The sequence below is a fragment of the Streptomyces sp. NPDC044033 genome, from assembly GCF_056434425.1.
Map to the genome: position 1 here is coordinate 274,502 of NZ_JBWKFF010000006.1, position 23,902 is coordinate 298,403.

The 23,902-nt window shown below is 71.6% G+C and carries 16 protein-coding genes; 2 read left to right on the forward strand and 14 right to left on the reverse strand.

The annotated features are described in order from the left end of the window. Positions 1–93: 93 nt before the first annotated feature. From AC07AB_RS14225 to nrdR, 3 genes are all read right to left on the reverse strand, one after another. Positions 94–600, reverse strand: a complete 507-nt coding sequence (locus AC07AB_RS14225; RefSeq protein ID WP_478565277.1) for a DinB family protein — start codon at positions 598–600, stop codon at positions 94–96. 127 nt (positions 601–727) lie between these two features. After that, complete coding sequence (locus AC07AB_RS14230) at positions 728–3,601, reverse strand: vitamin B12-dependent ribonucleotide reductase (protein ID WP_478565280.1); 2,874 nt, start codon at positions 3,599–3,601, stop codon at positions 728–730. Positions 3,602–3,714: 113 nt separating this feature from the next. After that, the gene (nrdR, locus tag AC07AB_RS14235) at positions 3,715–4,227 is read right to left on the reverse strand and encodes a transcriptional regulator NrdR (RefSeq protein WP_478565283.1); all 513 of its coding nucleotides are present in this window, start codon (positions 4,225–4,227) and stop codon (positions 3,715–3,717) included. 514 nt (positions 4,228–4,741) lie between these two features. Between nrdR and lexA the strand changes: the two genes are divergently transcribed. After that, positions 4,742–5,527, forward strand: coding sequence for a transcriptional repressor LexA (lexA, locus tag AC07AB_RS14240; protein ID WP_363224437.1), 786 nt, complete (start codon positions 4,742–4,744; stop codon positions 5,525–5,527). 131 nt (positions 5,528–5,658) lie between these two features. Here the strand turns inward: lexA and AC07AB_RS14245 are convergent, their stop codons facing one another. The 5 genes from AC07AB_RS14245 to AC07AB_RS14265 form a co-directional block, all read right to left on the reverse strand. Next, on the reverse strand, positions 5,659–7,650 hold the full coding sequence (locus tag AC07AB_RS14245; RefSeq protein WP_478565286.1) for an ATP-dependent DNA helicase: 1,992 nt from the start codon (positions 7,648–7,650) through the stop codon (positions 5,659–5,661). A 67-nt stretch (positions 7,651–7,717) separates the two neighbouring features. Then, positions 7,718–9,484 carry an IucA/IucC family protein gene (locus tag AC07AB_RS14250; RefSeq protein ID WP_478565289.1) on the reverse strand — a complete coding sequence of 589 codons (1,767 nt, stop codon included), beginning with the start codon at positions 9,482–9,484 and terminating at the stop codon, positions 7,718–7,720. Between the two features lie 82 nt (positions 9,485–9,566). After that, a complete protein-coding gene (locus tag AC07AB_RS14255) occupies positions 9,567–10,289 on the reverse strand; it encodes a GNAT family N-acetyltransferase (protein WP_478565292.1) in 723 nt (240 codons plus the stop codon). A gap of 66 nt (positions 10,290–10,355) precedes the next feature. Further along, positions 10,356–12,398, reverse strand: a complete 2,043-nt coding sequence (locus tag AC07AB_RS14260) for an IucA/IucC family protein (RefSeq protein WP_478565295.1) — start codon at positions 12,396–12,398, stop codon at positions 10,356–10,358. A gap of 213 nt (positions 12,399–12,611) precedes the next feature. Beyond that, positions 12,612–14,072 carry a diaminobutyrate--2-oxoglutarate transaminase family protein gene (locus AC07AB_RS14265; RefSeq protein ID WP_478565298.1) on the reverse strand — a complete coding sequence of 487 codons (1,461 nt, stop codon included), beginning with the start codon at positions 14,070–14,072 and terminating at the stop codon, positions 12,612–12,614. Positions 14,073–14,387: 315 nt separating this feature from the next. On the opposite strand from AC07AB_RS14265, the gene AC07AB_RS14270 reads away from it, so the two are divergent. Further along, positions 14,388–15,575, forward strand: a complete 1,188-nt coding sequence (locus tag AC07AB_RS14270) for a trypsin-like serine peptidase (protein ID WP_478565301.1) — start codon at positions 14,388–14,390, stop codon at positions 15,573–15,575. Between the two features lie 103 nt (positions 15,576–15,678). Here AC07AB_RS14270 and hflX read toward each other — a convergent pair whose 3' ends face one another. From hflX to miaA, 6 genes are all read right to left on the reverse strand, one after another. Next, positions 15,679–17,196: a GTPase HflX gene (gene hflX / locus AC07AB_RS14275; RefSeq protein WP_478565304.1), complete on the reverse strand. Its 1,518-nt coding sequence runs from the start codon at positions 17,194–17,196 to the stop codon at positions 15,679–15,681. Positions 17,197–17,312: 116 nt separating this feature from the next. Then, a complete protein-coding gene (locus AC07AB_RS14280) occupies positions 17,313–18,800 on the reverse strand; it encodes a M1 family metallopeptidase (protein WP_478565307.1) in 1,488 nt (495 codons plus the stop codon). A gap of 120 nt (positions 18,801–18,920) precedes the next feature. Beyond that, a complete protein-coding gene (locus tag AC07AB_RS14285; protein ID WP_478565310.1) occupies positions 18,921–21,074 on the reverse strand; it encodes a RelA/SpoT family protein in 2,154 nt (717 codons plus the stop codon). Between the two features lie 320 nt (positions 21,075–21,394). Next, positions 21,395–22,297 carry a diaminopimelate epimerase gene (gene dapF / locus AC07AB_RS14290; protein ID WP_478565313.1) on the reverse strand — a complete coding sequence of 301 codons (903 nt, stop codon included), beginning with the start codon at positions 22,295–22,297 and terminating at the stop codon, positions 21,395–21,397. A gap of 28 nt (positions 22,298–22,325) precedes the next feature. After that, a complete protein-coding gene (locus tag AC07AB_RS14295; RefSeq protein WP_478565468.1) occupies positions 22,326–22,808 on the reverse strand; it encodes a hypothetical protein in 483 nt (160 codons plus the stop codon). A 117-nt stretch (positions 22,809–22,925) separates the two neighbouring features. Next, positions 22,926–23,864, reverse strand: a complete 939-nt coding sequence (miaA, locus tag AC07AB_RS14300) for a tRNA (adenosine(37)-N6)-dimethylallyltransferase MiaA (RefSeq protein WP_478565315.1) — start codon at positions 23,862–23,864, stop codon at positions 22,926–22,928. Positions 23,865–23,902 lie beyond the last annotated feature (38 nt).

A 23,902-nucleotide genomic window follows, 5' to 3' on the forward strand; every position in this document is an offset into this window, starting at 1 on the left:
GCGCGGCCGGTCCGATCAGTCCGGCCGAACCGTCGACCCACCGCCTTCGACCTTCCCGAGCCCCAGAGCTCTCAGCCTTCAGCGTTTGAACTCTTAAGCCCCCGTAACCCCGTCGATTCCCTCGCGCAAGAAATCGGCGTGACCATTGTGCCGGGCGTACTCATGTATCAGGTGCAGCATCACCAGCCGCAGCGACACATGCTCGCTCCACCGGGGCTGATAGCCGGTGATGTCGAGTGATTCCGCCTCCCGTTCGATTCGCCGCGCGTGCTCGACCTCCGTCTGCCAGGCACCGAACGCCTCCGTCCGCGTGGCCGCGCTCGCGTCGTACGCCTCCTGGTAGTCGCCCTCGGCGGACCAGACGAAGGGGATGTCCTCCTTGTTGATCACACGGCGGAACCATGTGCGCTCCACCTCGGCCATATGCCGCACCAGTCCGAGCAGGGAGAGCGTCGACGGGGGCATGGACCGGCGGCGCAGGTCCTCGTCCCCGAGGCCGTCGCACTTCATGGCGAGGGTCGCGCGGTGGAAGTCGAGGTAGGCGCGCAGCGTCTCCCGCTCGCCGCCCACCAGGGGCGGATCGATCCGTTCGGTAGTCATCGCAGGAGTGTAAGCGGCGGCCCGGCCGTGAGTTCGGCCATGGGTAAGGGGCGTCGGCTATAGCCGACGCCCCTTACCCATCATCACGCGTCACATCGGGCGGTGTATCACCCGACGCGGCCGCGAATCAGCTGCAACCGCTGGTCGAGCCGCAGCCCTCGCAGAGGTAGCAGCTGCCCGCGCGGCGCATCTTGGTGCCGCAGGAGAAGCAGAGCGGAGCATCGGCGTTGAGGCCGAGCTGCATCTCCACCAGTTCGGTGCTGTTGTGCGCCTGCTTCGGGGCCGGGGCCGCGGTGACCTCGACGACCTCGGAGGCGGGCGTCGCACCCTTGGCGGCCTCGACGGGCCGGGGCACGGACTGGGCCAGGCCCTCCGCGTCCATCTCGTCGTCGTTCGGCTCGTACGAACCCGTCTCCAGGTGGCGCTGGCGCTCACCGGCGGAGTGGATGCCGAGCGCGGAGCGCGTCTCGAAGGGCAGGAAGTCCAGCGCCAGGCGGCGGAAGATGTAGTCGACGATCGACTGCGCCATCCGCACGTCCGGGTCGTCCGTCATGCCGGCCGGCTCGAAGCGCATGTTGGTGAACTTGGAGACGTAGGTCTCCAGCGGGACGCCGTACTGCAGGCCCACCGAGACGGCGATCGAGAAGGCGTCCATCATGCCCGCCAGGGTCGAACCCTGCTTGGACATCTTCAGGAAGACCTCGCCCAGCCCGTCGTCCGGGTAGGAATTGGCAGTCATGTAGCCCTCGGCGCCGCCGACCGTGAAGGAGGTGGTGATGCCGGGACGGCCCTTCGGGAGGCGCTTGCGGACCGGGCGGTACTCGACGACCTTCTCCGCGACGGGGGCCTCGGCCTTGACCTCCTCCTTCTTCTTGGCGGAGAGCGGCTGGCCGACCTTGCAGTTGTCGCGGTAGATCGCCAGAGCCTTGAGGCCGAGCTTCCAGCCCTCGTAGTAGACCTCTTCGATCTCCTCGACAGTGGCCGCCTCGGGGACGTTGACGGTCTTGGAGATCGCGCCGGACAGGAACGGCTGCGCCGCCGCCATCATCCGCACGTGGCCCATGGCCGAGATCGACCGATCGCCCATGGCGCAGTCGAAGACCTCGTAGTGGGCCGGGTCCAGGCCGGGGGCGTCGACGACATTGCCGTTCTCGGCGATGTGGGCGACGATCGCCTCGACCTGCTCCGGTGCGTAGCCGAGCCGCTTGAGCGCCTTGGGGACCGTGTTGTTCACGATCTGCATGGAGCCGCCGCCGACGAGCTTCTTGAACTTGACCAGGGCCAGGTCCGGCTCGACGCCCGTGGTGTCGCAGTCCATCATCAGGCCGATGGTGCCGGTCGGCGCGAGCACGGATGCCTGCGCGTTGCGGAAGCCGTTCTTCTCACCCAGCCGGATGACGTCCTGCCACGACTCGGTGGCCGCGGCCCACACCGGGGTGTCCAGGTCGTCCACGCGCGTGGCGACGCCGTTGGCGTCCGCGTGCTGCTTCATGACGCGCTTGTGGGCGTCGGCGTTGCGGGCGTAGCCGTCGTAGGCGCCGACGACCGCGGCGAGCTCGGCGGAGCGCTTGTACGAGGTACCGGTCATCAGCGAGGTGATGGCGCCGGCCAGGGCACGGCCGCCGTCGGAGTCGTACGCGTGGCCGGTGGCCATGAGCAGGGCGCCGAGGTTGGCGTAGCCGATGCCCAGCTGGCGGAAGGCGCGGGTGGTCTCGCCGATCTTCTCGGTCGGGAAGTCGGCGAAGCAGATGGAGATGTCCATCGCGGTGATGACCAGCTCGACGACCTTGGCGAAGCGCTCGGCGTCGAACGACTGGTTGCCCTGGTCGTCGTCGCGCAGGAACTTCATGAGGTTGAGCGAGGCGAGGTTGCACGAGGAGTTGTCCAGGTGCATGTACTCGCTGCAGGGGTTGGACGCGGTGATGCGGCCCGACTCCGGCGAGGTGTGCCAGTGGTTGATGGTGTCGTCGTACTGGATGCCCGGGTCGGCGCAGGCCCAGGCCGCCTCGGCCATCTTGCGGAAGAGCGACTTGGCGTCGACCTCCTCGATGACCTCGTTGTCCATGCGGCCCCGCAGGCCGAACTTCGAGCCGGCCTCCACGGCCTTCATGAACTCGTCGTTCACGCGGACCGAGTTGTTGGCGTTCTGGTACTGGACGGACGTGATGTCGTCGCCGCCCAGGTCCATGTCGAAGCCGGCGTCGCGCAGCGCGCGGACCTTCTCCTCCTCCTTCACCTTGGTCTCGATGAAGGCCTCGACGTCGGGGTGGTCGACATCGAGCACGACCATCTTGGCCGCGCGGCGGGTGGCGCCGCCCGACTTGATCGTTCCCGCGGAGGCATCGGCGCCGCGCATGAAGGAGACCGGGCCGGAGGCATTGCCGCCGGAGGAGAGCAGCTCCTTGGAGGAGCGGATGCGGGAGAGGTTCAGGCCGGCGCCAGAACCGCCCTTGAAGATCATCCCCTCTTCCTTGTACCAGTCGAGGATCGAATCCATCGAGTCGTCGACGGAGAGGATGAAGCAGGCGGAGACCTGCTGCGGCTGCTTGGTGCCGACGTTGAACCAGACCGGCGAGTTGAAGCTGAAGACCTGGTGCAGCAGCGCATAGGTCAGCTCGTGATCGAAGATCTCGGCGTCCGCGGGGGAAGCGAAGTAGCCATGCTGCTCGCCGGCCTCGCGGTACGTGCGCACCACGCGGTCGATGAGCTGCTTCAGGCTGGCCTCGCGGTCGGGTGAGCCGACCGCGCCGCGGAAGTACTTGCTGGTGACGATGTTGACCGCGTTCACCGACCAGGAGTCGGGGAACTCGACGCCACGCTGCTCGAAGTTGATCGAGCCGTCGCGCCAGTTGGTCATGACGACGTCACGGCGTACCCAGACCACCTCGTCGTACGGGTGCACGCCGGGGGTGGTGTGGATGCGCTCGATACGCAGACCCTTGCTCGCCTTGGTTCCCTTGGAACGGGAGCCACGTGCCGGGCCACTCGCCGTCTCTGTCATTCCGCCTCCCTGTACGGGCAAAACGCCCTAATGCGCCTATTTCTTCCGTGGCGCGGTGTCTGTCTTTCGCCCGGGAGCGCGGCGCGCCCCGGACAGGTCTGTTTGGTGGCCGCTCAGTCGGCGGCCGCGGCGGGCGCGGGGACGTCCAGGTCCCCTGCGGGCCCGCCCGCGTCCGTGCCGGACCGCTGCTCACGGAGTTCGGCGACCGCGGACTCGAAGTCCTCAAGCGATTCGAAAGCCTGATACACGGATGCGAACCGAAGGTACGCGACGAGGTCGAGGTCCTTGAGCGGGCCGAGTATGGCGAGTCCCACGTCATGGGTGGACAGCTCCGCGCTGCCGGTGGCGCGGACCGCCTCTTCGACTCGCTGGCCGAGCTGGGCCAGGGCGTCCTCGGTGACCGGCCGCCCCTGGCACGCCTTGCGGACTCCGGAGATGACCTTATTGCGGCTGAAAGGCTCGGTGACCCCGCTCCGCTTGATCACCATCAGTGACGCGGTCTCCACGGTCGTAAACCTGCGGGAGCAGTCCGGGCACTGACGACGCCTGCGGATCGAGCAGCCGTCATCCGTGGTCCGACTGTCGACGACGCGGCTGTCGGGGTGCCTGCAGAAGGGGCAGTGCATGGCTCTCTAACCCTCCTCACCCTCGAAAACGGTGCACGACCAAGGGCTCCGGCGGGTCCGTACGGATCCCCCGAAGCAGCCCCAAGCATAGGTGATGCCCTCGACCAAGATTGACCGGGGACCACAACTTGTAGGTGGCTGACGCTCATCAAACCACTAGATCTGGTGTCTGGCAGTCAACTGCGCCCGGCGCGTGTCGCGCCTCGGCGGCATCCAAGAGAGTACGGGAAGCCACCCGGTCACGGCTCCACGGGGGCGAGGGTGCCACACTGGGGCCCGACGCGGCGGGACTCGCCGCCGCCGGTTCGGACGCCCGGACTGATCGCTTCCACCCCGGGTTACGAGTTTCGCGGCGAAGAGTACCGCCTTGGGGTGAATTACCACATGGCCGTACACCCATTCCCGTGATCACGTCAGCCAATTTGCCAAATTTCACTCGAACGTGTGTTTGGCGCAACCTTTCGAAAGCTACTACCGTTGTCCAACTAGGGAGAACATTTCGAGAGGGGCCGACGTGACCACCACCGCAGGCAGCGCGACCATCACCGCCCAGGACCGCTCCCAGAGCCGACTCGATACGGCGTATCCGCTGAACGAGGGGACCATGAATCCCGAGGGTCAGAAGCCCACCCGCTCGCTACCCGGCCGGCCTCCCGGAATCAGGGCCGACAGCTCGGGGCTCACGGACCGGCAGCGCCGCGTGATCGAGGTCATCCGGGACTCCGTCCAGCGCCGCGGCTACCCACCGTCCATGCGCGAGATCGGCCAGGCGGTCGGGCTGTCGAGCACCTCCTCCGTGGCCCACCAGCTCATGGCCCTGGAGCGCAAGGGCTTCCTGCGCCGCGACCCGCACCGTCCGCGCGCATACGAGGTGCGCGGCTCGGACCAGCCGAGCAGCCAGCCCACCGACACCACCGGCAAGCCGGCCGCGTCGTACGTGCCGCTGGTCGGCCGGATCGCGGCGGGCGGCCCGATCCTGGCCGAGGAGTCCGTCGAGGACGTCTTCCCGCTCCCCCGCCAACTGGTGGGCGACGGCGAGCTGTTCGTCCTCAAGGTGGTCGGCGACTCCATGGTCGAGGCCGCGATCTGCGACGGCGACTGGGTGACCGTGCGCCGCCAGCCGGTCGCGGAGAACGGCGACATCGTGGCCGCCATGCTGGACGGCGAGGCCACGGTCAAGCGCTTCAAGCGCGAGGACAACCACGTGTGGCTGCTCCCGCACAACGCCGCCTATCAGCCGATCCCCGGCGATGAGGCGACCATTTTGGGCAAGGTGGTCGCGGTACTGCGGCGGGTGTGAGGGCGCACCGAGAGACCGGCCCCGGAACCACTGCGCCGGTTCCGGGGCCCTGTGACGCGGCCTTGCGGCAGGCCGCTGACGGGACTTGCGGCAGGCCGCTGACGGGCTTCGGTGGCGGGCCCATGGCGGGGCTACTCCCCCGCCTCCTGCGGCACGTCCGCCGCCCTCGCGGCGGCGTCGATGGCCGCCAGTGAGCGGCGTGCCTGATTACGGTCCGTCGTGTACCAGAAGTCCGGCATGGAGGCCCGCAGGAAGCTGCCGTAGCGGGCCGTGGACAGCCGAGGGTCGAGCACCGCCACCACTCCCCGGTCCCCGGAAGCCCGTACGAGCCGGCCGGCCCCCTGCGCCATCAGCAGCGCCGCATGGGTCGCGGCGACCGCCATGAAGCCGTTGCCGCCCGCCTCCTCCACCGCCTTCTGCCGGGCGCTCATCAACGGGTCGTCGGGGCGCGGGAAGGGCACCCGGTCCATGACGACCAGCTGGCAGTTCACACCGGGGACGTCGACGCCCTGCCAGAGCGACAGGGTGCCGAACAGGCACGTACGAGCGTCGTTGGCGAAGGTCCGGATCAGCTCGCCCAGCGTCTCCTCGCCCTGGAGCAGAATCGGCATGTCGAGCCGGCCCCGCATCGCCTCCGCCGCGCCCTGAGCGGCCCGCATCGAGGAGAACAGGCCCAGCGTCCGGCCCCCGGCGGCCTCCACCAGCTCGGCCAGCTCATCGAGCATGTCGGTGCGGCCGCCCTCCCGGCCGGGCTGGGAGAGATGCCTGGCGACGTAGAGGATGCCCTGCTTGGGGTAGTCGAAGGGCGACCCGACGTCGATGCCCTTCCACTGCGGCACGTCGTCGCCTCCGGTGCCCTCGGGGGCCAGACCCAGCGACGCGCCGACCCCGTTGAAGTCGCCACCGAGCTTGAGCGTGGCGGAGGTGAGCACCACGGAGCGCTCGCTGAAGAGCTTCTCCCGCAGCAGCCCGGAGACCGAGAGCGGAGCCACCCGCAGGGAGGCGCCGAACCGGTCGTGGCGCTCGTACCAGACGACGTCGTACTCGGAGCCCTCCACGATCCGCTCGGCGACCGTGTGGACGCTCTCCACGGCGGCGAGCGCCTGCTTGCGCACGGCGTCCTCGTCCTGGACCGACTTGTCCTTGGTGGCGCCGATCGCCGAGATCACCGTGCGCGCGGCGTCGCGCAGCGACATCAGGGCGTAGCCCAGGTCCTCGGGGATCTCTTCCAGGCGGCCCGGCAGAGCGAGCTCCATGAGGCGCTCGAAGGTCTCCGCGGCCGTCTGCAGAGCGTCGGCGGCCTTCTCGTTGACGAGCTTGGCGGCGCGCCGGACGGCCCGGTTGACCTGGCCCGGGGTGAGCTCGCCGGTGGCGACGCCGGTGACCCGGGAGACCAGCTCGTGGGCCTCGTCGACGATCAGCACCTCGTGGCTGGGCAGCACCGGCGCGCCCTCGATGGCGTCGATGGCGAGGAGCGCGTGGTTGGTGACGACGACGTCGGCGAGCTTGGCGCGCTCCCGGGCGGCCTCGGCGAAGCACTCCGCGCCGTACGCGCACTTGCTGGCGCCGAGGCACTCGCGTGAGGTGACGGAGACCTGCGACCAGGCGCGGTCGGAGACGCCCGGGGTGAGGTCGTCGCGGTCGCCGGTCTCGGTGTCCGAGGACCAGTCGCGCAGCCGCAGCAGGTCCTTGCCGAGCTTGCTGGTCGGGGTGGCCGACTCGAACGGGTCGAAGAGCCCCTCTTCCTCCTCCTGCGGCACCCCCTCGTGGAGCCGGTGCAGGCACATGTAGTTCGAGCGGCCCTTGAGCATCGCGAACTCGGGGCGGCGGCGCAGCAGCGGGTGCAGCGAGTCGACCGTGCGGGGCAGGTCCCGCTCGACGAGCTGCCGCTGGAGGGCGAGCGTCGCGGTGGCGACCACCACGCGTTCGCCGTGCGCGAGGGCCGGCACCAGATAGCCGAGGGACTTGCCGGTGCCGGTGCCGGCCTGCACCAGCAGGTGGGCGTTGTCGTCCACGGCCTCGGCGACGGCTTCGGCCATGGTGACCTGTCCGGGGCGCTCCGTACCGCCTACGGCGGTGACGGCGGCGTGCAGCAGATCGGGGAGGGAGGGCTTCGTCGTCATAGCCCTGACACCCTACGACGCGGCACTGACATCGCCGTCCACGCGGCCCTCGTACCGGGGGTGGTGATCATGGTGCGTGGAGCGGGTTCGAGACGGTTCCGTGCACGGCCGCGTGCGGGCGTTTCGGGCGGTCGCGGTATCCGTCGAGATGGAGCCGGTTGCGGTTGAGGCAGAGCCGCGCGATGCGGGGCGTCAGCAGGTCGAAGGTCTCATAGCGTTCCTTGCCCTCGGGGAAGCGCTCGTGGTGGCGCAGGATCTCGGCCCGTACGAGCGTCCAGAACTCGGCTTCGGGTACGCCCAATTGGTCGGCGCAGAGCGGCGCGAGATAGCGGAATACGCCTACGAACAGACCCGCGTGGATGAACTGGGTGAGAAAGGCGGGCGGTTCCGTGAGCAGCACCGCGCGGACGTCGGCCGGCATGTCCTCGTGCTCGGGCAGCGGCTGGGCGCTGATGTTGACGTCGTCGACGAAATCCTTGACCGCGAGGCGGACGGGGACGTCGTTGTCGTCGAAGACGACGATGGCGTTCTCGCCGTGCGGGGAGAAAACGGTGCCGTAGCGGTAGAGGAACCGCAGCAGCGGCGGCAGCAGGGCGGCGAACAGGCGCCGCAGCCAGACGGCCGGGGGCAGCCCGGAGCGGTGGACCAGCTCGGCGGTGACGGCGCGCCCGCCTGCGTCGGTGTGCAGCAGGGCCGCGAGGGTACGGGCCCGCTCGCCCGGTGCGAGCTGAGGCATGAGGGGCTCGCGCCAGATGCAGCCGAGCAGCTCCTTGTACTGGTACGGGACGCCGGGGAGCCGGTCGTAGAGGGGGTGCTCGACGGTGACGGAGGCCGTCTCGCCGAGGAGGATCACGCGGGTCTCGTCGCGGAGGAACTCGTCGGCGTCGCGGAGGGAGTGCACCCAGGCGGTCACGGCGGGTGCGGCGAGGGTGCGTTCGGTGGGCAGTCCGCGCCAGACGAGGGTGTTGAGGATGGACAGCGGGAGCTTGACCGTACGGGCGTGCGGGCGGCTGGTGTTGAGGAAGGTGCGGATCGACTGCTGCGGCAGCCGGAGGTCATTGTCAGTGGGGAGGGGGATGATGCTGGCGTCGGCGAGATGCGGTGCGAAGAGGGGCGCGATGGTCTCGTCCCACTGCCAGGGGTGGACGGGGAGCCAGAGGTAGTCAGCGGGGTCGCGGCCCTGGTCGGAGATGGTGCGGGCGAAAACGGCGCGGGTGCCGGGTTCGAGTTCTTCGCGGTAGAGGAGATCGGGGGTGGCGAGGGCGGGGATGCCTCGGTAGCGGGCGAGGTCGCGGTGGACGGCGAGCCACGGCAGGCGCTGGGGTACACGGGCCTCCGGCGTCCAGCGGGCGGCGTCGGAGGCCGAGAAGCCGAAGCGCCCTTTGTTGGCGATGAGCCAGGGGTGGCCGGTCTGGTGGCCTTCGAGGTCGGCGTAGCCCAGATCGGCGAGGGCCGGTGCGGAGAGGGCGGTGGTGCGCAGTCGGACGTCTGCGGCGAGGGTGGCGGTGAGCTCGCGGACGAGGTGGCCGGTGGTGTCGCCGGTGAGGTCGAGCACGGTGTCGTGGGCGTCGGCGAGGAATTGGAGCGCGTCGCCTTGCGGGGTGATCGAGTCCGGCTCCACCCGCCAGTGTCCGTATGCGCCGCGGCGCGCGCGGAAGCGGTAGGTGACCTGGTCGGTCACGGGGAGCCGGTAGGCGGCCGCGCCGTCTTGGGGCTCGCCGTCCGGCTCGGGGGTGAGGACGCCTTCGTAGCTCAGTTCGGCGAGGAGCTTGGCGAGGAGTTCGCGTGACGCGTGGTGCCAGGCTGACTGCGGGGGACGGGGTGAAGGAGGCAAGACGGGACTCCTCGGGTGCGGAACCTGGGCGCGCCAGGCGGATATATGAGTCGCGGGGCCCTCGTGGGGGCTGGGTATGGGTTCACAGGACGTCGCACAGGGAGCGGTCGCGGATCATCAGGGCCGCACGTTTGCCGGGGAGGTCCAGTTCGGCGGAGAAGCGGAAGCCCGCGCTGAGGAAGGCGGCGACGGAGGGGGTGTTGCGGAGGTCCGGTTCGGCGATGATCCGGCCGCAGGAGGGCCGGTGGCCCAGGATGTGGTCGGCCACGGCCCGTAGCAGGGTGGTGCCGAGTCCACGGCCGCGTTGGGCGACCGCGCCGATGAGCAGGTGGAGGCCGGTGTCGTGCGGTCTGGCCGGGTAGTAGCGGGCGATCGGGTCGAGGTCGGCGCGGTACACCTCCCAGTAGCTCATGGGCGCCCCGGCGAGCACGCCGAGGCAGGGCACGCTGCGGCCGTCGCCGTCCAGCTGGGCGCGGACATGGGCCGCGGTGGTCTCGGCGGGGCCCGCGAGGTCCCAGAAGGCGGCGACGGCCGGGTCGTTCATCCAGTCGGCGAGGAGGCGCAGGTCGCGTTCGAGGCGTACGGGGACGAGCTGGAAAGGGCCCGCGTCGGTGCCGACGGGCCCCCAAGCGGCGAGCCCGTCGAGAAGGTCAGGGCTGCCCGGAGGCGGAAGGGGCTCTCCGGCGTCGGGGCACTCGGGGGTGATGAAGGCCGCGGCGAGTTCCTCGGACAGGTTCAGATCGATGGTGTCGTCGGCATCGGGATCGGTAGTGGTGCCGGTGCTTGAGTCGGTGGGCTGCTGCACGGCGGCGCTCTCCTTTCGAGGTGGACCGGGCTCAAGGGCGTATGCCGGTGCGCAGGGGCTCCCGGGTCAGCCCGCGACAGGCGGAACGGATGCGCCGGACGTAGCGGGGGTGACAGAAGTGACGGAGGTGGCGGTGGGCACAGGGGATGCAGAGGGCGAAGGGGGCGCGTCAGGTGCGGAGAGATGCATGGCCGTCGCTCCCGATGCGGCCGAAGGGGCCGGAGTGACAAGAGGGTTGGCGATGGTGACGTAGACGGACTGGGTGTCGACCGGGCCCACCAGCTCGTCGAGCCCGCGCAGCCGGGTCAGCAGATTGGCCTTGCAGCGCAGGTCGGGGGTCTCCAGGAGGAGGGCGGGCAGCGGCGAGCGGATGGCGGCGGGGCCGGCGGCCACGTCGCGCAGGAAGCGGCGGAAGCCGGCCAGCAGGATCTGCTCGTCGGCGAGGCGCTGCGCGCCGAAGGCGCCGATCAGGCCGAGGACGTTGTTGATGCCGAGGTAGTAGGCGAAGCGTTCGTCGGCGACGTCGTCGGCCACGAAGGTGTCGCTCCTGCCGCCGATGCCGGGCAGCCTGCGCTCCAGCTCCGCTCGGCGGGACTCGCGGAAGTAGTAGCCCTGGTTGTCGCGGTAGCGGCCGCCGGCCGGCCAGCCGTCGCGGTCGAGGAGGACGAGGGTGTTCTGCTGGTGCGCCTCCAGGGCGATCCCGGCCTCGCCGTCGAGCCAGAGCACCGGCCGTACGACCGTTTCCAGATACCGCAGGAACCACTCGGCGGCGACGGCGCCCGCGGGTCTGCCGGTACGCGCGACGAGCCGGGCGACGATGAAGGCGAGCCGGGAGCGCATGGCCGAGGGGTCCGGCAGGCCGGGCCAGGGGCGGGGCGAGGCGAGCCCGGCCACGCACACGGCGTCGTCGCCGGGCCCGAAGGGGTTGTGCCGGATGACGGCGTCGAGGCCGGGCAGGGCCTCGCCGTCGAGCGAGTCCACCGCGAGCCAGGCGGGGTCGCGGACGATGTCGAAGCCGGGCCCGGCGAGGCAGGCCGACCGCCACCGCGCCGCGACGCCGCAGCGGAGCAGCCGGTGGACCTCGACACCGCGCCGCAGTTCCTTGCGGAGGTTCTCCCGGCGGGAGTTGGTGATGCGCAGCCCGAGCGAGAGCTTCAGCATCGCGACGGCGCCGGGCCGGTACACGGTACGTACGGACGAGGTGGGGTGCCAGGGGTCGCCGTGCGGTCCGAGGTCGCGCAGCAGCCCCGCGTCGAGGAGTTCGGCGACGGCGGGGCGGTTGCGGACCTCGCGGACCTGCCACGGGTGGAGTGGCAGGGCGGCGCTCTCGGGGGGAAGTTCGAGTCCCGGCCCGGCCAGCCGGGCGGTGAGGTGGGCGGCGGCGACGGCCCGGCCGCGCTCGGTCCAGGCGGAGTCGGAGGCGAGGACGGAGCGGTGCACGGCCAGCCAGTGCAGGGGGAAGGAGCCGCGCAGTTCCGGTGAGTAGAGGCGGGCTTCGGTGTCGGAGAGTCCCTCGCGGCTCTTGGGCGTCGGGTGCAGGGGGTGGCCGAGGAGGAGCGATTGCTCGGCGGTGAGGAAGAGGTCACCCGTCGGCGGGTCGGCGGGGGCCGCTCGCCGCTCCATGATGAACTCCGCGGTGCGACGGGTGGAGTCGGCGACGCGTCCGACGAGTTCGGAGCCCTCGGTGGCGGGGGCGCGGCCCTCCAGCACAGCGCGGTGCGCGGCCTCGCGGCCGAGCAGCGCGGCCACGGTGACAGCGTCGACGGCCGGGGCTCCGGCCGGGCTGCCCTTGAGTACGGCCGGCCCGAAGCGGTGCCAGCCGGTCGCCGACCAGTACCGCACAGGCACGTGCAGCGCGGTGCCGCTCGCGGTGAGCGGCAGGTCCAGGGTGTCGCAGTCCGGGCGCGCGGTGCCGTTCTCGCGTACCCAGCAGCGGAGGAGGTTCTCGACCGCGGCGGCATCGGCGGCACCGTGCGGATCGGGGTGTTCGAGCGGGTCGGCCGATGCGGTGTTGCGGCGCTCCGGGGCCGCCGCATCGGGGCGGCGGCCCTGTCGCGGTACCGACGGGGCCACGGCGGCGGACGCACCGTTTCCGGGAGATGCGTTCACTGAGTTCTGCCTCGCGATGTCGTTATGTCTGGTCGTCACGTTTGGTCGTCACGTCTGTTGTTCACATCTGATGTTCACGATGTGCTGTAAGGGTTTGCTGTTACGGCTGTTACGGCTGCTGCGGCTTGCTGGTCTGTCGTGCTGCCCTGTCGCGCCACTGATCCTCGTGCCACTGCTCCGTCGTGCCACTGCGCCGCATCGGCCCGGAAACGGTCAGCCCGGGAAGCGGCCCATGTCCTCGCCGGGCGTGCCCCTCGGTGCGGGGACGTCCCCTGCCGTTGAGGGAGCGCTCCGCGCGGAGCGCTGAGCCGAGGCGATGGCGTCGGCGAGCCGGTCGAGCACCGCTTCCGCCTGTTCGTCGCTGATGGTGAGCGGGGGCAGCAGGCGGACCACGCTGGAGTGGCGGCCGCCGAGCTCGACGATGAGCCCGCGGCGCAGGCACTCCCGCTGGACCGCCGCGGCGAGCACGGGATCGGCGGGATGAGGGCGTACGCCGTCCGCACTGCCACCCCCGTCCCGGCCACCGTGCCCGCCCGGATCGACGAATTCGACGCCGATCATCAGCCCCTTGCCCCGCACGTCGCCGACCCGCTCGTACTCCTCGCCCAGCCGGCGCAGCCGGGCCGTCATCCGCTCGCCGAGCCGGGCGGCGCGCTCGGCGAGTCCGTTCTCGCGCACGTACTTCAGGGTCGCCGTGCCCGCCGCCATGGCGAGCTGGTTGCCGCGGAAGGTGCCGGCGTGGTCACCGGGCTGCCAGGTGTCGAGTTCCTCGCGGTAGACGATGACCGCGAGCGGAAGGCTGCCGCCGATGGCTTTGGACAGGACCATCACATCGGGTACGACACCACTGTGTTCGACCGCCCAGAACGCCCCCGTACGCCCGACCCCCGTCTGGACCTCGTCGGCGATGAGCGGGATCCCCCGGTCCGCGGTGATCTCCCGCATCCGGCGCAGCCAGCCGTCGGGGGCCGGGATCACCCCGCCCTCGCCCTGCACGGGTTCGACGATCATCCCGGCGGGGGTGCGTACCCCGCTCTTGGGGTCGTCCAGGAGGGATTCGGTCCAGCGCGCCGCCAGCCGCGCCCCCTGCTCGCCGCCGGTACCGAACGGGCAGCGGTAGTCCTGCGGATAGGGCAGCCGGGTCACTCGCGCGCTGTGCGCTCCCCCGGAGACGGCGAGCGCCCCGGCCGTCATGCCGTGGTACGCGCCGGAGAAGGCGAGCAGTCCGTCGCGTCCGGTGGCGGTCCGTACGAGCTTGAGCGCGGCCTCGACCGCGTCCGTGCCGGCCGGTCCGCAGAACTGGATGCGCGCGGAGTCGGCCAGCCCGCGCGGCAGGGTGGTGAACAGTTCGCTGGTGAAGGCGTCCTTCACCGGGGTGGCCAGGTCCAGTACGTGCAGCGGCGCCCCCGAGTCGAGCACGCCGCGGATGGCCTCCAGGACCACGGGGTGGTTGTGGCCGAGCGCCAGCGACCCCGCGCCGGAGAGGCAGTCGAGATACCGGCGGCCGTCCGCGCCCTCGATCGTCAGGCCCCGTGCGCGCACCGGCACGATGGGCAGCGAGCGGGCGTACGTACGCGCCGCGGACTCCCGTGACGACTGGCGCCGCAGGATGGATTCGTGGGCTCCTTCTTGGGCCGCGGGCGGTTGCGTCACCGGGAGCTGGGTAAAGGCCACGACTCTGTGTCCTCCTGCTGCTGAACCTGCTGCTGAACGCCGGTCGGCTGTCCCCCGTATGTACCAACGACGGCGCGGGCCACGGATCACGGCCCGGAGCAAGATCCTTGGCGGCGCGGAACCACGGACCCGCCCGCGACCGTCTCCCACCGCACCGGCATAGTTGGGGCCCGCTGTCCTGATGCCGGGACGGACGTGCCGGACTCGGCATGACAAGTTCACATCACGCACCAGATCAGCCCGATCGCACGGACCAGCAGAACAACAGACCAGCAGAACAACAGATCAAAAAGAACAACACGGGGAGCCCACTCCATGTCATCCATCCGCCGCCCAGTACTGGCCTCGGCCGCGCTGGCCGCCGTACTCGCGCTGACCGCCACCGCCTGCGGCCCGTCCGACGACAAGGCCGCAGGCAGCGGCAGTGCCTCCGCGTCGACCGGCACGGGAGACAAGGGCGACGAGTCCGGTGACGACGGTTTCAAGCTGCCCAAGGACCTGCCGACGTCCCTCCAGGACCTGGACAAGTGGAAGAACGGAGCCTGGAAGAACTGGAGCAAGGACGACTGGCTGCGCGAGGCGCGGGACTTCGTCAACCCGATCATCAAGGGGCACTGGAAGCCCGAGACGATGAAGGACGCGCACACCAGCGACAAGACGCTCGGCACGAAGGACTTCTCCGACGACCAGGGCGTCACCGACGCCGAGCCCCAGCCGGTCAAGGCCAAGGCCGTCGGCCTGCCGTACACCCGCAACGCGGCCCCGGTCGGCAAGATCTTCTTCGACAGCCCCCAGGGCCACATGGTCTGCTCGGCGACGGTCGTGAAGGACCCGGCGCACCCCGGCAAGTCCAACATGGTGTGGACGGCGGGTCACTGCGTGCACGCGGGCAAGAAGGGCGGCTGGTACCGCAACATCGCCTTCGTCCCCGCATACAACAACAAGGGCCTGCCGGCCTCGCAGCTGAACGGCGCGCCGGTGCAGGACGTCGCTCCGTACGGCGTGTGGTGGGCGAACTGGGCGCAGACCTCCTCGCAGTGGATCGCGCAGGGCGCGGAGTCCGGCGGCGCGGGGGCGCCGTACGACTTCTCGGTGCTGCACGTGAAGCAGGAGAACGGCACCGGCAAGTCGCTTGAGGAAACGGTCGGCGCGGCGCTCCCGGTGGACTTCGACGCCCCGAAGGTGCCGGAGATCGCGAGCATGGGCGCCTGGGGCTACCCGGCGGCGGCGCCGTTCGACGGCCAGAAGATGTACGACTGCGTCGACAAGCCGGGCCGGCTCGCCCTGCGGGCCCAGCAGCCGACGATGTACCGCATCGGCTGCACCATGACGGGCGGCTCGTCCGGCGGCGGCTGGTTCGCGAAGGGCGCGGACGGCAAGCTGGCGCTGGTCTCCAACACCTCGATCGGCCCGGCCACGAGCACCTGGCTGGCCGGTCCGCACCTCGGCCCCGAGGCGAAGGGCATCTACGACGCGATCAGCAACAAGTTCGCGAACCGCTGACCGCTCCGCGGGCCGTGCCGTGACGTGCCGTGACGAAGACGAAGGAGCCCGGTCCCCAACACCGTTGGGGACCGGGCTCCTCTCGTGAACGGACCGGGCGCTCCTAGGCGGAAGCAGGCACGTACGGCTGGAGATCGGCCGCGAGCTCCTCGTGGACCCGCGCCTTGAGCAGCGTGCCGGACTCCGTGTGCTCCTCGGAGATGACCTCGCCGTCGGCGTGCGCCCGCGCGATCAGACCGCCCTGCGTGTACGGCACGAGCGCCTCGATCTCGACCTCGGGCCTCGGCAGCTGGTCGTCGATGAGCGCGAGCAACCGCTCCATGCCCTCGCCCGTGCGCGCGGAGACCGCGATGGCGTGCTTCTCGATGCGCAGCAGCCGCTGGAGCGCGACCGGGTCGGCCGCGTCCGCCTTGTTGATCACTACGATCTCGGGCACGTCCACCGCGCCCACCTCGCGGATCACCTCGCGCACGGCGGCCAGCTGCTCGTCCGGCGCGGGGTGCGAGCCGTCCACCACGTGCAGGATGAGGTCGGAGTCGCCGACCTCCTCCATCGTGGAGCGGAACGCCTCGACGAGGTGGTGCGGCAGATGCCGTACGAAGCCGACGGTGTCGGCCAGCGTGTAGAGCCGCCCGCCGGGCGTCTCGGCCCGGCGCACGGTCGGGTCCAACGTGGCGAACAGCGAGTTCTCCACCAGGACGCCCGCGCCCGTCAGCCGGTTGAGCAGCGAGGACTTGCCCGCGTTGGTGTAACCGGCGATGGCGACGGACGGCACCTTGTGGCGCCGCCGCTCCTGCCGCTTGATGTCGCGGCCGGTCTTCATGTCCGCGATCTCCCGGCGCATCTTCGCCATCTTCTCGCGGATGCGGCGCCGGTCGGTCTCGATCTTCGTCTCACCGGGACCGCGGGTGGCCATGCCGCCGCCGGAGCCCGCCGAGCCGCCGCCGCCCATCTGCCGGGACAGCGACTGGCCCCAGCCGCGCAGCCTGGGCAGCATGTACTGCATCTGGGCGAGCGCGACCTGTGCCTTGCCCTCCCGGGACTTGGCGTGCTGGGCGAAGATGTCGAGGATCAGGGCGGTACGGTCGACCACCTTGACCTTGACGACGTCTTCGAGGTGGATGAGCTGGCCGGGGCTCAGCTCACCGTCGCACACGACGGTGTCCGCCCCGCTTTCGAGCACGATGTCACGCAGCTCACGGGCCTTGCCCGAGCCGATGTACGTGGCCGGGTCGGGCTTGTCGCGGCGCTGTACGACGCCGTCGAGCACGAGCGCGCCCGCCGTCTCGGCGAGGGCCGCCAGCTCCGCGAGGGAGTTGTCCGCGTCCTGTGCCGTGCCCGACGTCCAGACGCCGACCAGCACGACGCGCTCCAGGCGCAGCTGCCGGTACTCGACCTCGGTGACGTCCTCCAGCTCGGTGGACAGTCCCGCGACGCGGCGCAGCGCCGCCCGCTCGGAGCGGTCGTACTGGTCGCCGTCGCGCTCTCCGTCGATCTCTTGGCTCCAGGCGACGTCCTCTTCCATCAGGGCGTCGGCCCGAAGGCTCTCCGGGAGGCTCTGCCGGTCCGGCGCGTCCTGCCGGTCTTGCCGGTCCTGCGGAAGGGAAGAAGAGGAGGTCATTTGATCCTTTACGTGTTGGGAACTCTCATCTGCGGCAACGCGCGGGAGGCCCGGGAGATTCCCCGGACCGGCCGCCTCGCCGACGTCATCGATGGTCCCATGCCGGGCCGGGAGCGTCACGCGGGTTTCCGGGCGGCCTTCCAGTCCGGGTGGCCGGGCATGGGAGGGGTCTTCGGCCCGTACAGCCAGGGGTGCAGGAACTGGCCGAGGTCGCGCCCCGCGACCTGGGAGGCGAGGGCGACGAAGTCGGCCGTGGAGGCGTCGGAGTCGCGGTGCAGCGCGACCCAGGCCCGCTCCAGATTGGCGAAGGCGGGGGCGCCGATCTCCTCGCGCAGCGCGAAGAGGACGAGCGCGCCGCCGTCGTAGACGACCGGACGGAAGATGCTGATCTTCTTGCCGTGGTCGGGGCCCTTGGGGGCGGCGGGCGGGCCGCCCGCGGCGCGCCAGGTGTCCGACTTGGCGTACGCGGCGCGCATCCGGGCGGCGAGCGGCTTCCCGGCCTTCTCCTGGGCGTACAGCGCCTCGTACCAGGTGGCGTGGGATTCGTTGAGCCAGAGGTCGGACCAGCGGCGCGGGCTGACGCTGTCGCCGAACCACTGGTGCGCCAGCTCGTGGACCATGAGCGAGTCGACGTACCAGGCGGGGTACGCGGGGTTCGTGAACAGCCGGCGCTCGAAGAGGGACAGCGTCTGCGTCTCCAGCTCGAAACCGGTGGTCGCGTCGGCGATCAGCAGCCCGTACGTCTCGAAGGGGTACCGCCCCACCTTCCCCTCCAGCCACGCGAGCTGTTCCGTCGTCCTCGCCAGCCGCTTTTCGAGCCGCTTCCGGTCGGCGGCGGGCACCACGTCCCGTACGGGCAGTCCGTGCGGTCCCGTGCGGCGCAGGACGGCCGAGCGGCCGATGGAGACCTGGGTGAGCTCGGTGGCGACGGGGTGCGCCGACGTGTACGTCCAGGTGGTGTCCGCGCCCCGGCTCGTACGGCCGGCCGGCAGCCCGTTCGCGACGACCGTGAGGTCCTTGGGGGCGGTGACGTGGAAGGTGAAGAACGCCTTGTCGAAGGGGTGGTCGTTGCAGGGGAAGACCTGGTGGGCGGCGTCGGCCTGGTTGGCCATGACCAGCCCGTCGCGGGTGCGGACCCAGCCGCCGGCGCCGTCGCGCGGATCGCTGGTGTGCCGGACGGTGATGCGCAGGTGTTCGCCCGGCCGCACCGGGCGGGCGGGGGTCACGACGAGGTCCTCGCCGGCGGAGGCGAAGCGGGCGGGGCTGCCGTCGACGTCGACGGAGCGCACGGTGCCGTGCGTGAAGTCCAGGTTGAGGGTGTGCAGCCGGTCGGTGGCGCGGGCGTCGACGGTGGTGACGGCGTCCAGCGGCCGGTCGTTGCCGTGGTAGTCGAAGGCGATGTCGTAGGCGGTGACGTCGTAACCGGGGTTGCCGAGCGCGGGGAAGAGCCGGTCTCCGATCCCTCGCGGGGTCTCGGAGGACGGCGTCGCGGCCGCGACGAGGGCGGCCATGGCGACCGCGGTGAGGAGCGTACGGGCGGTACGGCGCGCCGGGGCGCGGACCCCCGGCGGTTTCGGGGCGCGTTCCCCGGCGGTGTGCGGCATGGGTCAACCGGTACCAGCGCGCGGGCCGGGGCCGTGGGCGGCGCGACAGGATCCCACCCGTACGAGCGTGCCGGGCGGGGCGCGGTGCCGCCGGTAGCGATGCGGCGGGGCCCCGCACCGCTACGGTCCGACGGCCGCCACCTGCCGTCCCGCGCGCGTCACGTCGTAGACCCCGGCCACCCGGCGCATCGCGCGCATCAGCTCCGGGAGCTGTGCCGCGGCGGGCAGTTGGAGCGTGTACGTATGGCGTACCCGCTGTTCATGGGGCGCCTCGACGGCGGCCGAGACGACGGCCGCGCCCGCCGCCGCGATGGCCTCGGTGAGGTCGGCGAGCAGATGCGGGCGGCTGAAGGACTCGGCGAGGAGGGTGACGCGGTAGCCGTGGGCTTCCTCGCCCCGCGCTCCGGCCCAGCGCACGCCGACGGAGGGGCGCCCGGTCGCGGCCATGCGGCCGACGGCCGGGCAGTGGGCGCGGTGCACGGTGACGACGCCGCCGCGGACGGCGAAGCCGGTGATCTCGTCCGGCGGTACGGGCGTGCAGCACCCCGCCAGCCGCACGGTCGCGTTCCGCCGGGCGGTGACGGCGGCGGGGTGGCTCCCCGGCCGCCACTCCCCGTCGGCGGAGCGGCCCTCGCTCTCGGCGGCCGGCCTGGACCGCCGTCCGCCGGGCCGTACGGACGGCACACGCGGAGCGACCGGTTCCGGCACCGGGTGGGCGGCCAGCCAGCGTGCGATGGCGATCCGCGCGGCGGGCGTACGGGCGTGCTCCAGCCAGTCCGGGGAGGGCCCGGAGGCCGCGTCCCGGGACATCAGCAGGTGCAGGGTGTCGCCGTCGCGCAGGACCGTACTGAGCGTCGCCAGGCGGCCGTTGACGCGGGCGCCGATGCAGGCGTGGGCCGCCTCGCCGTGCTGCGCGTACGCGGCGTCCACGCAGCTCGCGCCGGCCGGCAGGCCGAGCGTGCCGCCGTCCGCGCGGAAGACGGTGACCTCGCGGTCCTGCGCGAGGTCGGCGCGGAGCGAGGTCCAGAAGGTGTCGGGGTCGGGGGTGGCGCGCTGCCAGTCGAGGAGGCGGGAGAGCCAGCCGGGGCGGGTGGGGTCCTCGCGCTCGCCGTCCGGCACCGGACGGGCGGGCCCCTCGGCGGCGGCGTAGGGGTTGCCGAGGGCGATGACCCCCGCCTCCGCGACCCGGTGCATCTGATGGGTGCGGATGAGGACTTCGGCGACGTCGCCGCCGGGGCCGGCGACGGCGGTGTGCAGGGACTGGTAGAGGTTGAACTTCGGTACCGCGATGAAGTCCTTGAACTCCGAGATGACCGGGGTGAAGCAGGTGTGCAGTTCGCCGAGCACCGCGTAGCAGTCGGCGTCCTCCGCCACGAGGGCCAGCACCCGCCCGTAGTCGGCGCCGTTCAGCTGGCCGCGGCCGAGCAGCACCCGGTGCACGGAGACGAAGTGCCGGGGCCGGACGAGGACTTCCGCCGCGATGCCCGCCTCGCGCAGCACGGTCCGCAGGCCGGCGGCGGTGGCCTCCAGGGGGTCGGCGCGGGCCGCGTGGGCGGTGACCAGGTCGCGGGTGCGGGCGTACTCCTCGGGGTGCAGGATCGCGAAGACCAGGTCCTCCAGCTCGGTCTTGAGCGCCTGCACGCCGAGCCGTTCGGCGAGCGGGATGAGGACGTCGCGGGTGACCCTGGCGATGCGCGCCTGCTTCTCGGGGCGCATCACGCCGAGAGTGCGCATGTTGTGCAGCCGGTCGGCGAGCTTGATGGACATCACGCGGACGTCGTTGCCGGTGGCGACGAGCATCTTGCGGAATGTCTCCGGCTCGGCCGCGGCGCCGTAGTCGACCTTCTCCAGTTTGGTGACGCCGTCGACCAGATAGCGCACTTCCTCGCCGAACTGCTCCCCCACCTGATGGAGCGTCACCTCGGTGTCCTCGACCGTGTCGTGGAGCAGGGAGGCGGTCAAGGTCGTGGTCTCCGCGCCGAGTTCGGCGAGGATGAGGGTCACGGCGAGCGGGTGGGTGATATATGGCTCGCCGCTCTTGCGCGTCTGGCCGCGGTGCGAGGTCTCGGCGAGTACGTACGCCTGGCGCAGCACGTCGAGGTCGGCGCCGGGGTGGTGCCCGCGGTGCACCTTCGCGACGTGGTCGATGGCATCGGGCAGCCCGTCGCGCGATCCGGGGCCGCTGAGCGCCGCGCGCCCGAGCCGTCTCAGATCGATGCGGGGGCGGCCGCGCCTGCGGCCGAGAGCGGCGTGGTTGGTGGCCTCTGCGCTCATGCGCACCTCCGGCAGCGTCGACCGGCGGTCGGCTGGCGCCTCCGGGCCGGTGCTTGATGCTACCGACCCCATCACGCACCGCTCACCGGCTCTCGCCCAGAGTGAAACGGATCACCCATTCGAGCGAACAAGTGCCGCTCCCGGCGATGTTCGCCCATCCATGAGGACGGTCCGGCGGCTACGGCCGCGAAGCAGTCAAGGGCCCTCGCGGCACGGCCACTCGGCCCTTCCGCCGACGCGGCCGGCGTTCCGCCCGGTGGTGACCGCGGGGCCTCCGCCGGGCGGCGCGCCGGAGCGAACGCCGCAACGCGGGAGGGGCGTTAGGAGGCGAGCGCCGAATCCAGCCACGCCGGGTCGAGGAAGCCCTCGGCGACGATCACGGCGGGGCCGGTCATCTCGATGGTCCCGTCCGGGTTCTCGGCGATCCGCAGGCGGCCGCCCGGCACGTCCACGGTGTACGTGACGGGGAGGCCGGTGACGGCCGGGTCGACGCCGTCGCGGCGGGCGGCGGCGACCATGACGGCGCACGCGCCCGTACCGCAGGACCGGGTCTCGCCGGAGCCGCGCTCGTGGACGCGCATCGCGACGTGGCGCGGGCCGCGGTCGACGACGAACTCCACGTTGGCACCGTCCGGGTAGGCGGCGGCCGGGCTGACGACGGGGGCACTGAGCAGGTCGCCCGCCTCGGCGAGATCGCCGACGAAGGAGATCGCGTGCGGGTTGCCCATGTTCACGTTGCGGGCGGGCCAGCGAAGGCCCCCGACCGCCACGGTGACGTCGCCCGCCGGCAGCCGCGCCGCGCCCATCTCCACGGTGACATCGCCGAACTCACCGGCCTCACCGTCCGCGTCGGCCTTGGCCACGTGCACCCGCCGGGTGCCCGCGCGCGTGGCGATGGTGAGGTCGCCCGCCTCGACGAGACCGGCGCGCTGGAGGTAGCGCGCGAAGACGCGGACGCCGTTGCCGCACATCTCGGCGACGGAGCCGTCGCTGTTGCGGTAGTCCATGAACCACTCGGCGGCGTCCGCCATCGGCCGCGCCTCGGGGTGCGCCGCGGACCGTACGACCCGCAGCACCCCGTCCGCGCCGATCCCGGCCCGCCGGTCGCACAGCCGGGCGACGGCCGCCGGGGACAGCTCCAGCTGCCCGTCGGGGTCGGGGAGGATCACGAAGTCGTTCTCGGTGCCGTGTCCCTTGAGGAAGGCGATGCGCGCGGTGCTCACACGTCGATGGTACGGGTTGCGGGAGCCGTTATCGCAGGCGGGCGACGCGCCAGACGGCCAGCGAGACCAGGGCCACGGCGACGGCCGCGTACAGCGCCACATACCGCCAGTCCGGGCGTCGCCCGGAGCCGCGGGGCGGCAGGCCCGGCCAGGTGTACCCGACGCGGCGGGCGGCCATCACGCCCCAGCCGGCCCCGCAGCAGCTGATGAGCAGCCCGAGCATGGCGACCACGCGGCCGCCGTCGCCGAACTCGAAGGCGAGCGGGAAGGCGAACATCAGCGAGCCGAGGGCCGCGAGCATGACGATCGGCGCGAGCTGCCAGATCCGCAGCCGGCGCTGGGGGCGCAGGTCGCGGAACGCCTCCGGGGCGGTGCCCGCCCCCTCCTCGGGGCCGTCGTCGGCCACGGCTGCGAGCCCGTCGTCGGCGATGCCGCCGGGGCCGTCGGGAGTCAGCGGTTCCGGCTCGTTCCGCGGCTGCGGCTGCGGTCTGCCGCGAGGGCCGGCCTCCATCGCCACACGCCCTCCCAACTCGGATTTCACGGCTCGTTACAGCTCGATCGGAGCTCGATGATGGCACGCTCACGGAGGCCGCGAGACCGCCCGGAGCGTCCCGATGCCATCACGTGATCAGGCTGTGACCGTCCGTTCGACCAACGCCAACGCGTGCCCTTCCAGTTCCGCCTGCCGGCCGGCCGCCCCACTGAGCCAGTGGACCCGCGGGTCACGCCGGAACCACGAGTCCTGACGGCGCGCGAACCGCTTGGTGGCCCGTACGGTCTCGGCCCGCGCCGCCTCCTCGGTGCTCTCCCCCGCAAGGTGCGCGAGCACCTGCTGGTAGCCGAGGGCGCGGGAGGCGGTGCGGCCCTCGCGCAGCCCGGCGCGCTCCAGCTCCCGCACTTCGTCCATGAGCCCGGCCTCCCACATGCGGTCGACGCGCAGGGCGATCCGCTCGTCCAGCTCGGGCCGCTCCACGTCGACCCCGATCTGGAGCGTGTCGTACGCCGCCTCGTGGCCGGGGAGATTCGCGGTGAAGGGGCGGCCGGTGATCTCGATGACCTCCAGGGCGCGCACGATGCGGCGTCCGTTGCCGGGCAGGATGGCGTGGGCGGCGGCGGGGTCGGCGGCGGCCAGCCGGGCGTGCAGCGCCCCGGAGCCGTCCCGCTCCAGCTCGCCCTCCAGGCGGGCCCGCACTTCGGGGTCGGTGCCGGGGAAGTCGAGCACGTCGATCGCGCCCTTGATGTAGAGCCCGGAGCCGCCGACGAGGACCGGGATGCGGCCCTCGGCGAGCAGCCGGTCGATCTCGGCGCGGGCGAGCCGCTGGTACTCGGCGACGCTGGCCGCCTCCTGTACGTCCCAGATGTCGAGGAGCCGGTGGACCACCCCCTGGCGTTCGTCCACCGTCAACTTGGCCGTGCCGATGTCCATGCCGCGGTAGAGCTGCATGGAGTCGGCGTTGACGACCTCGCCGCCGAGCTGCCGGGCGATGGCGACGCCCAGATCGGACTTGCCCGCCGCGGTGGGACCGACGACTGCGATGACCCGCGGTGCGGGAACTGCGCTGTTCACGGGGTCAGTCTCGCAAACCTTGGGCACACTCCTCGAAT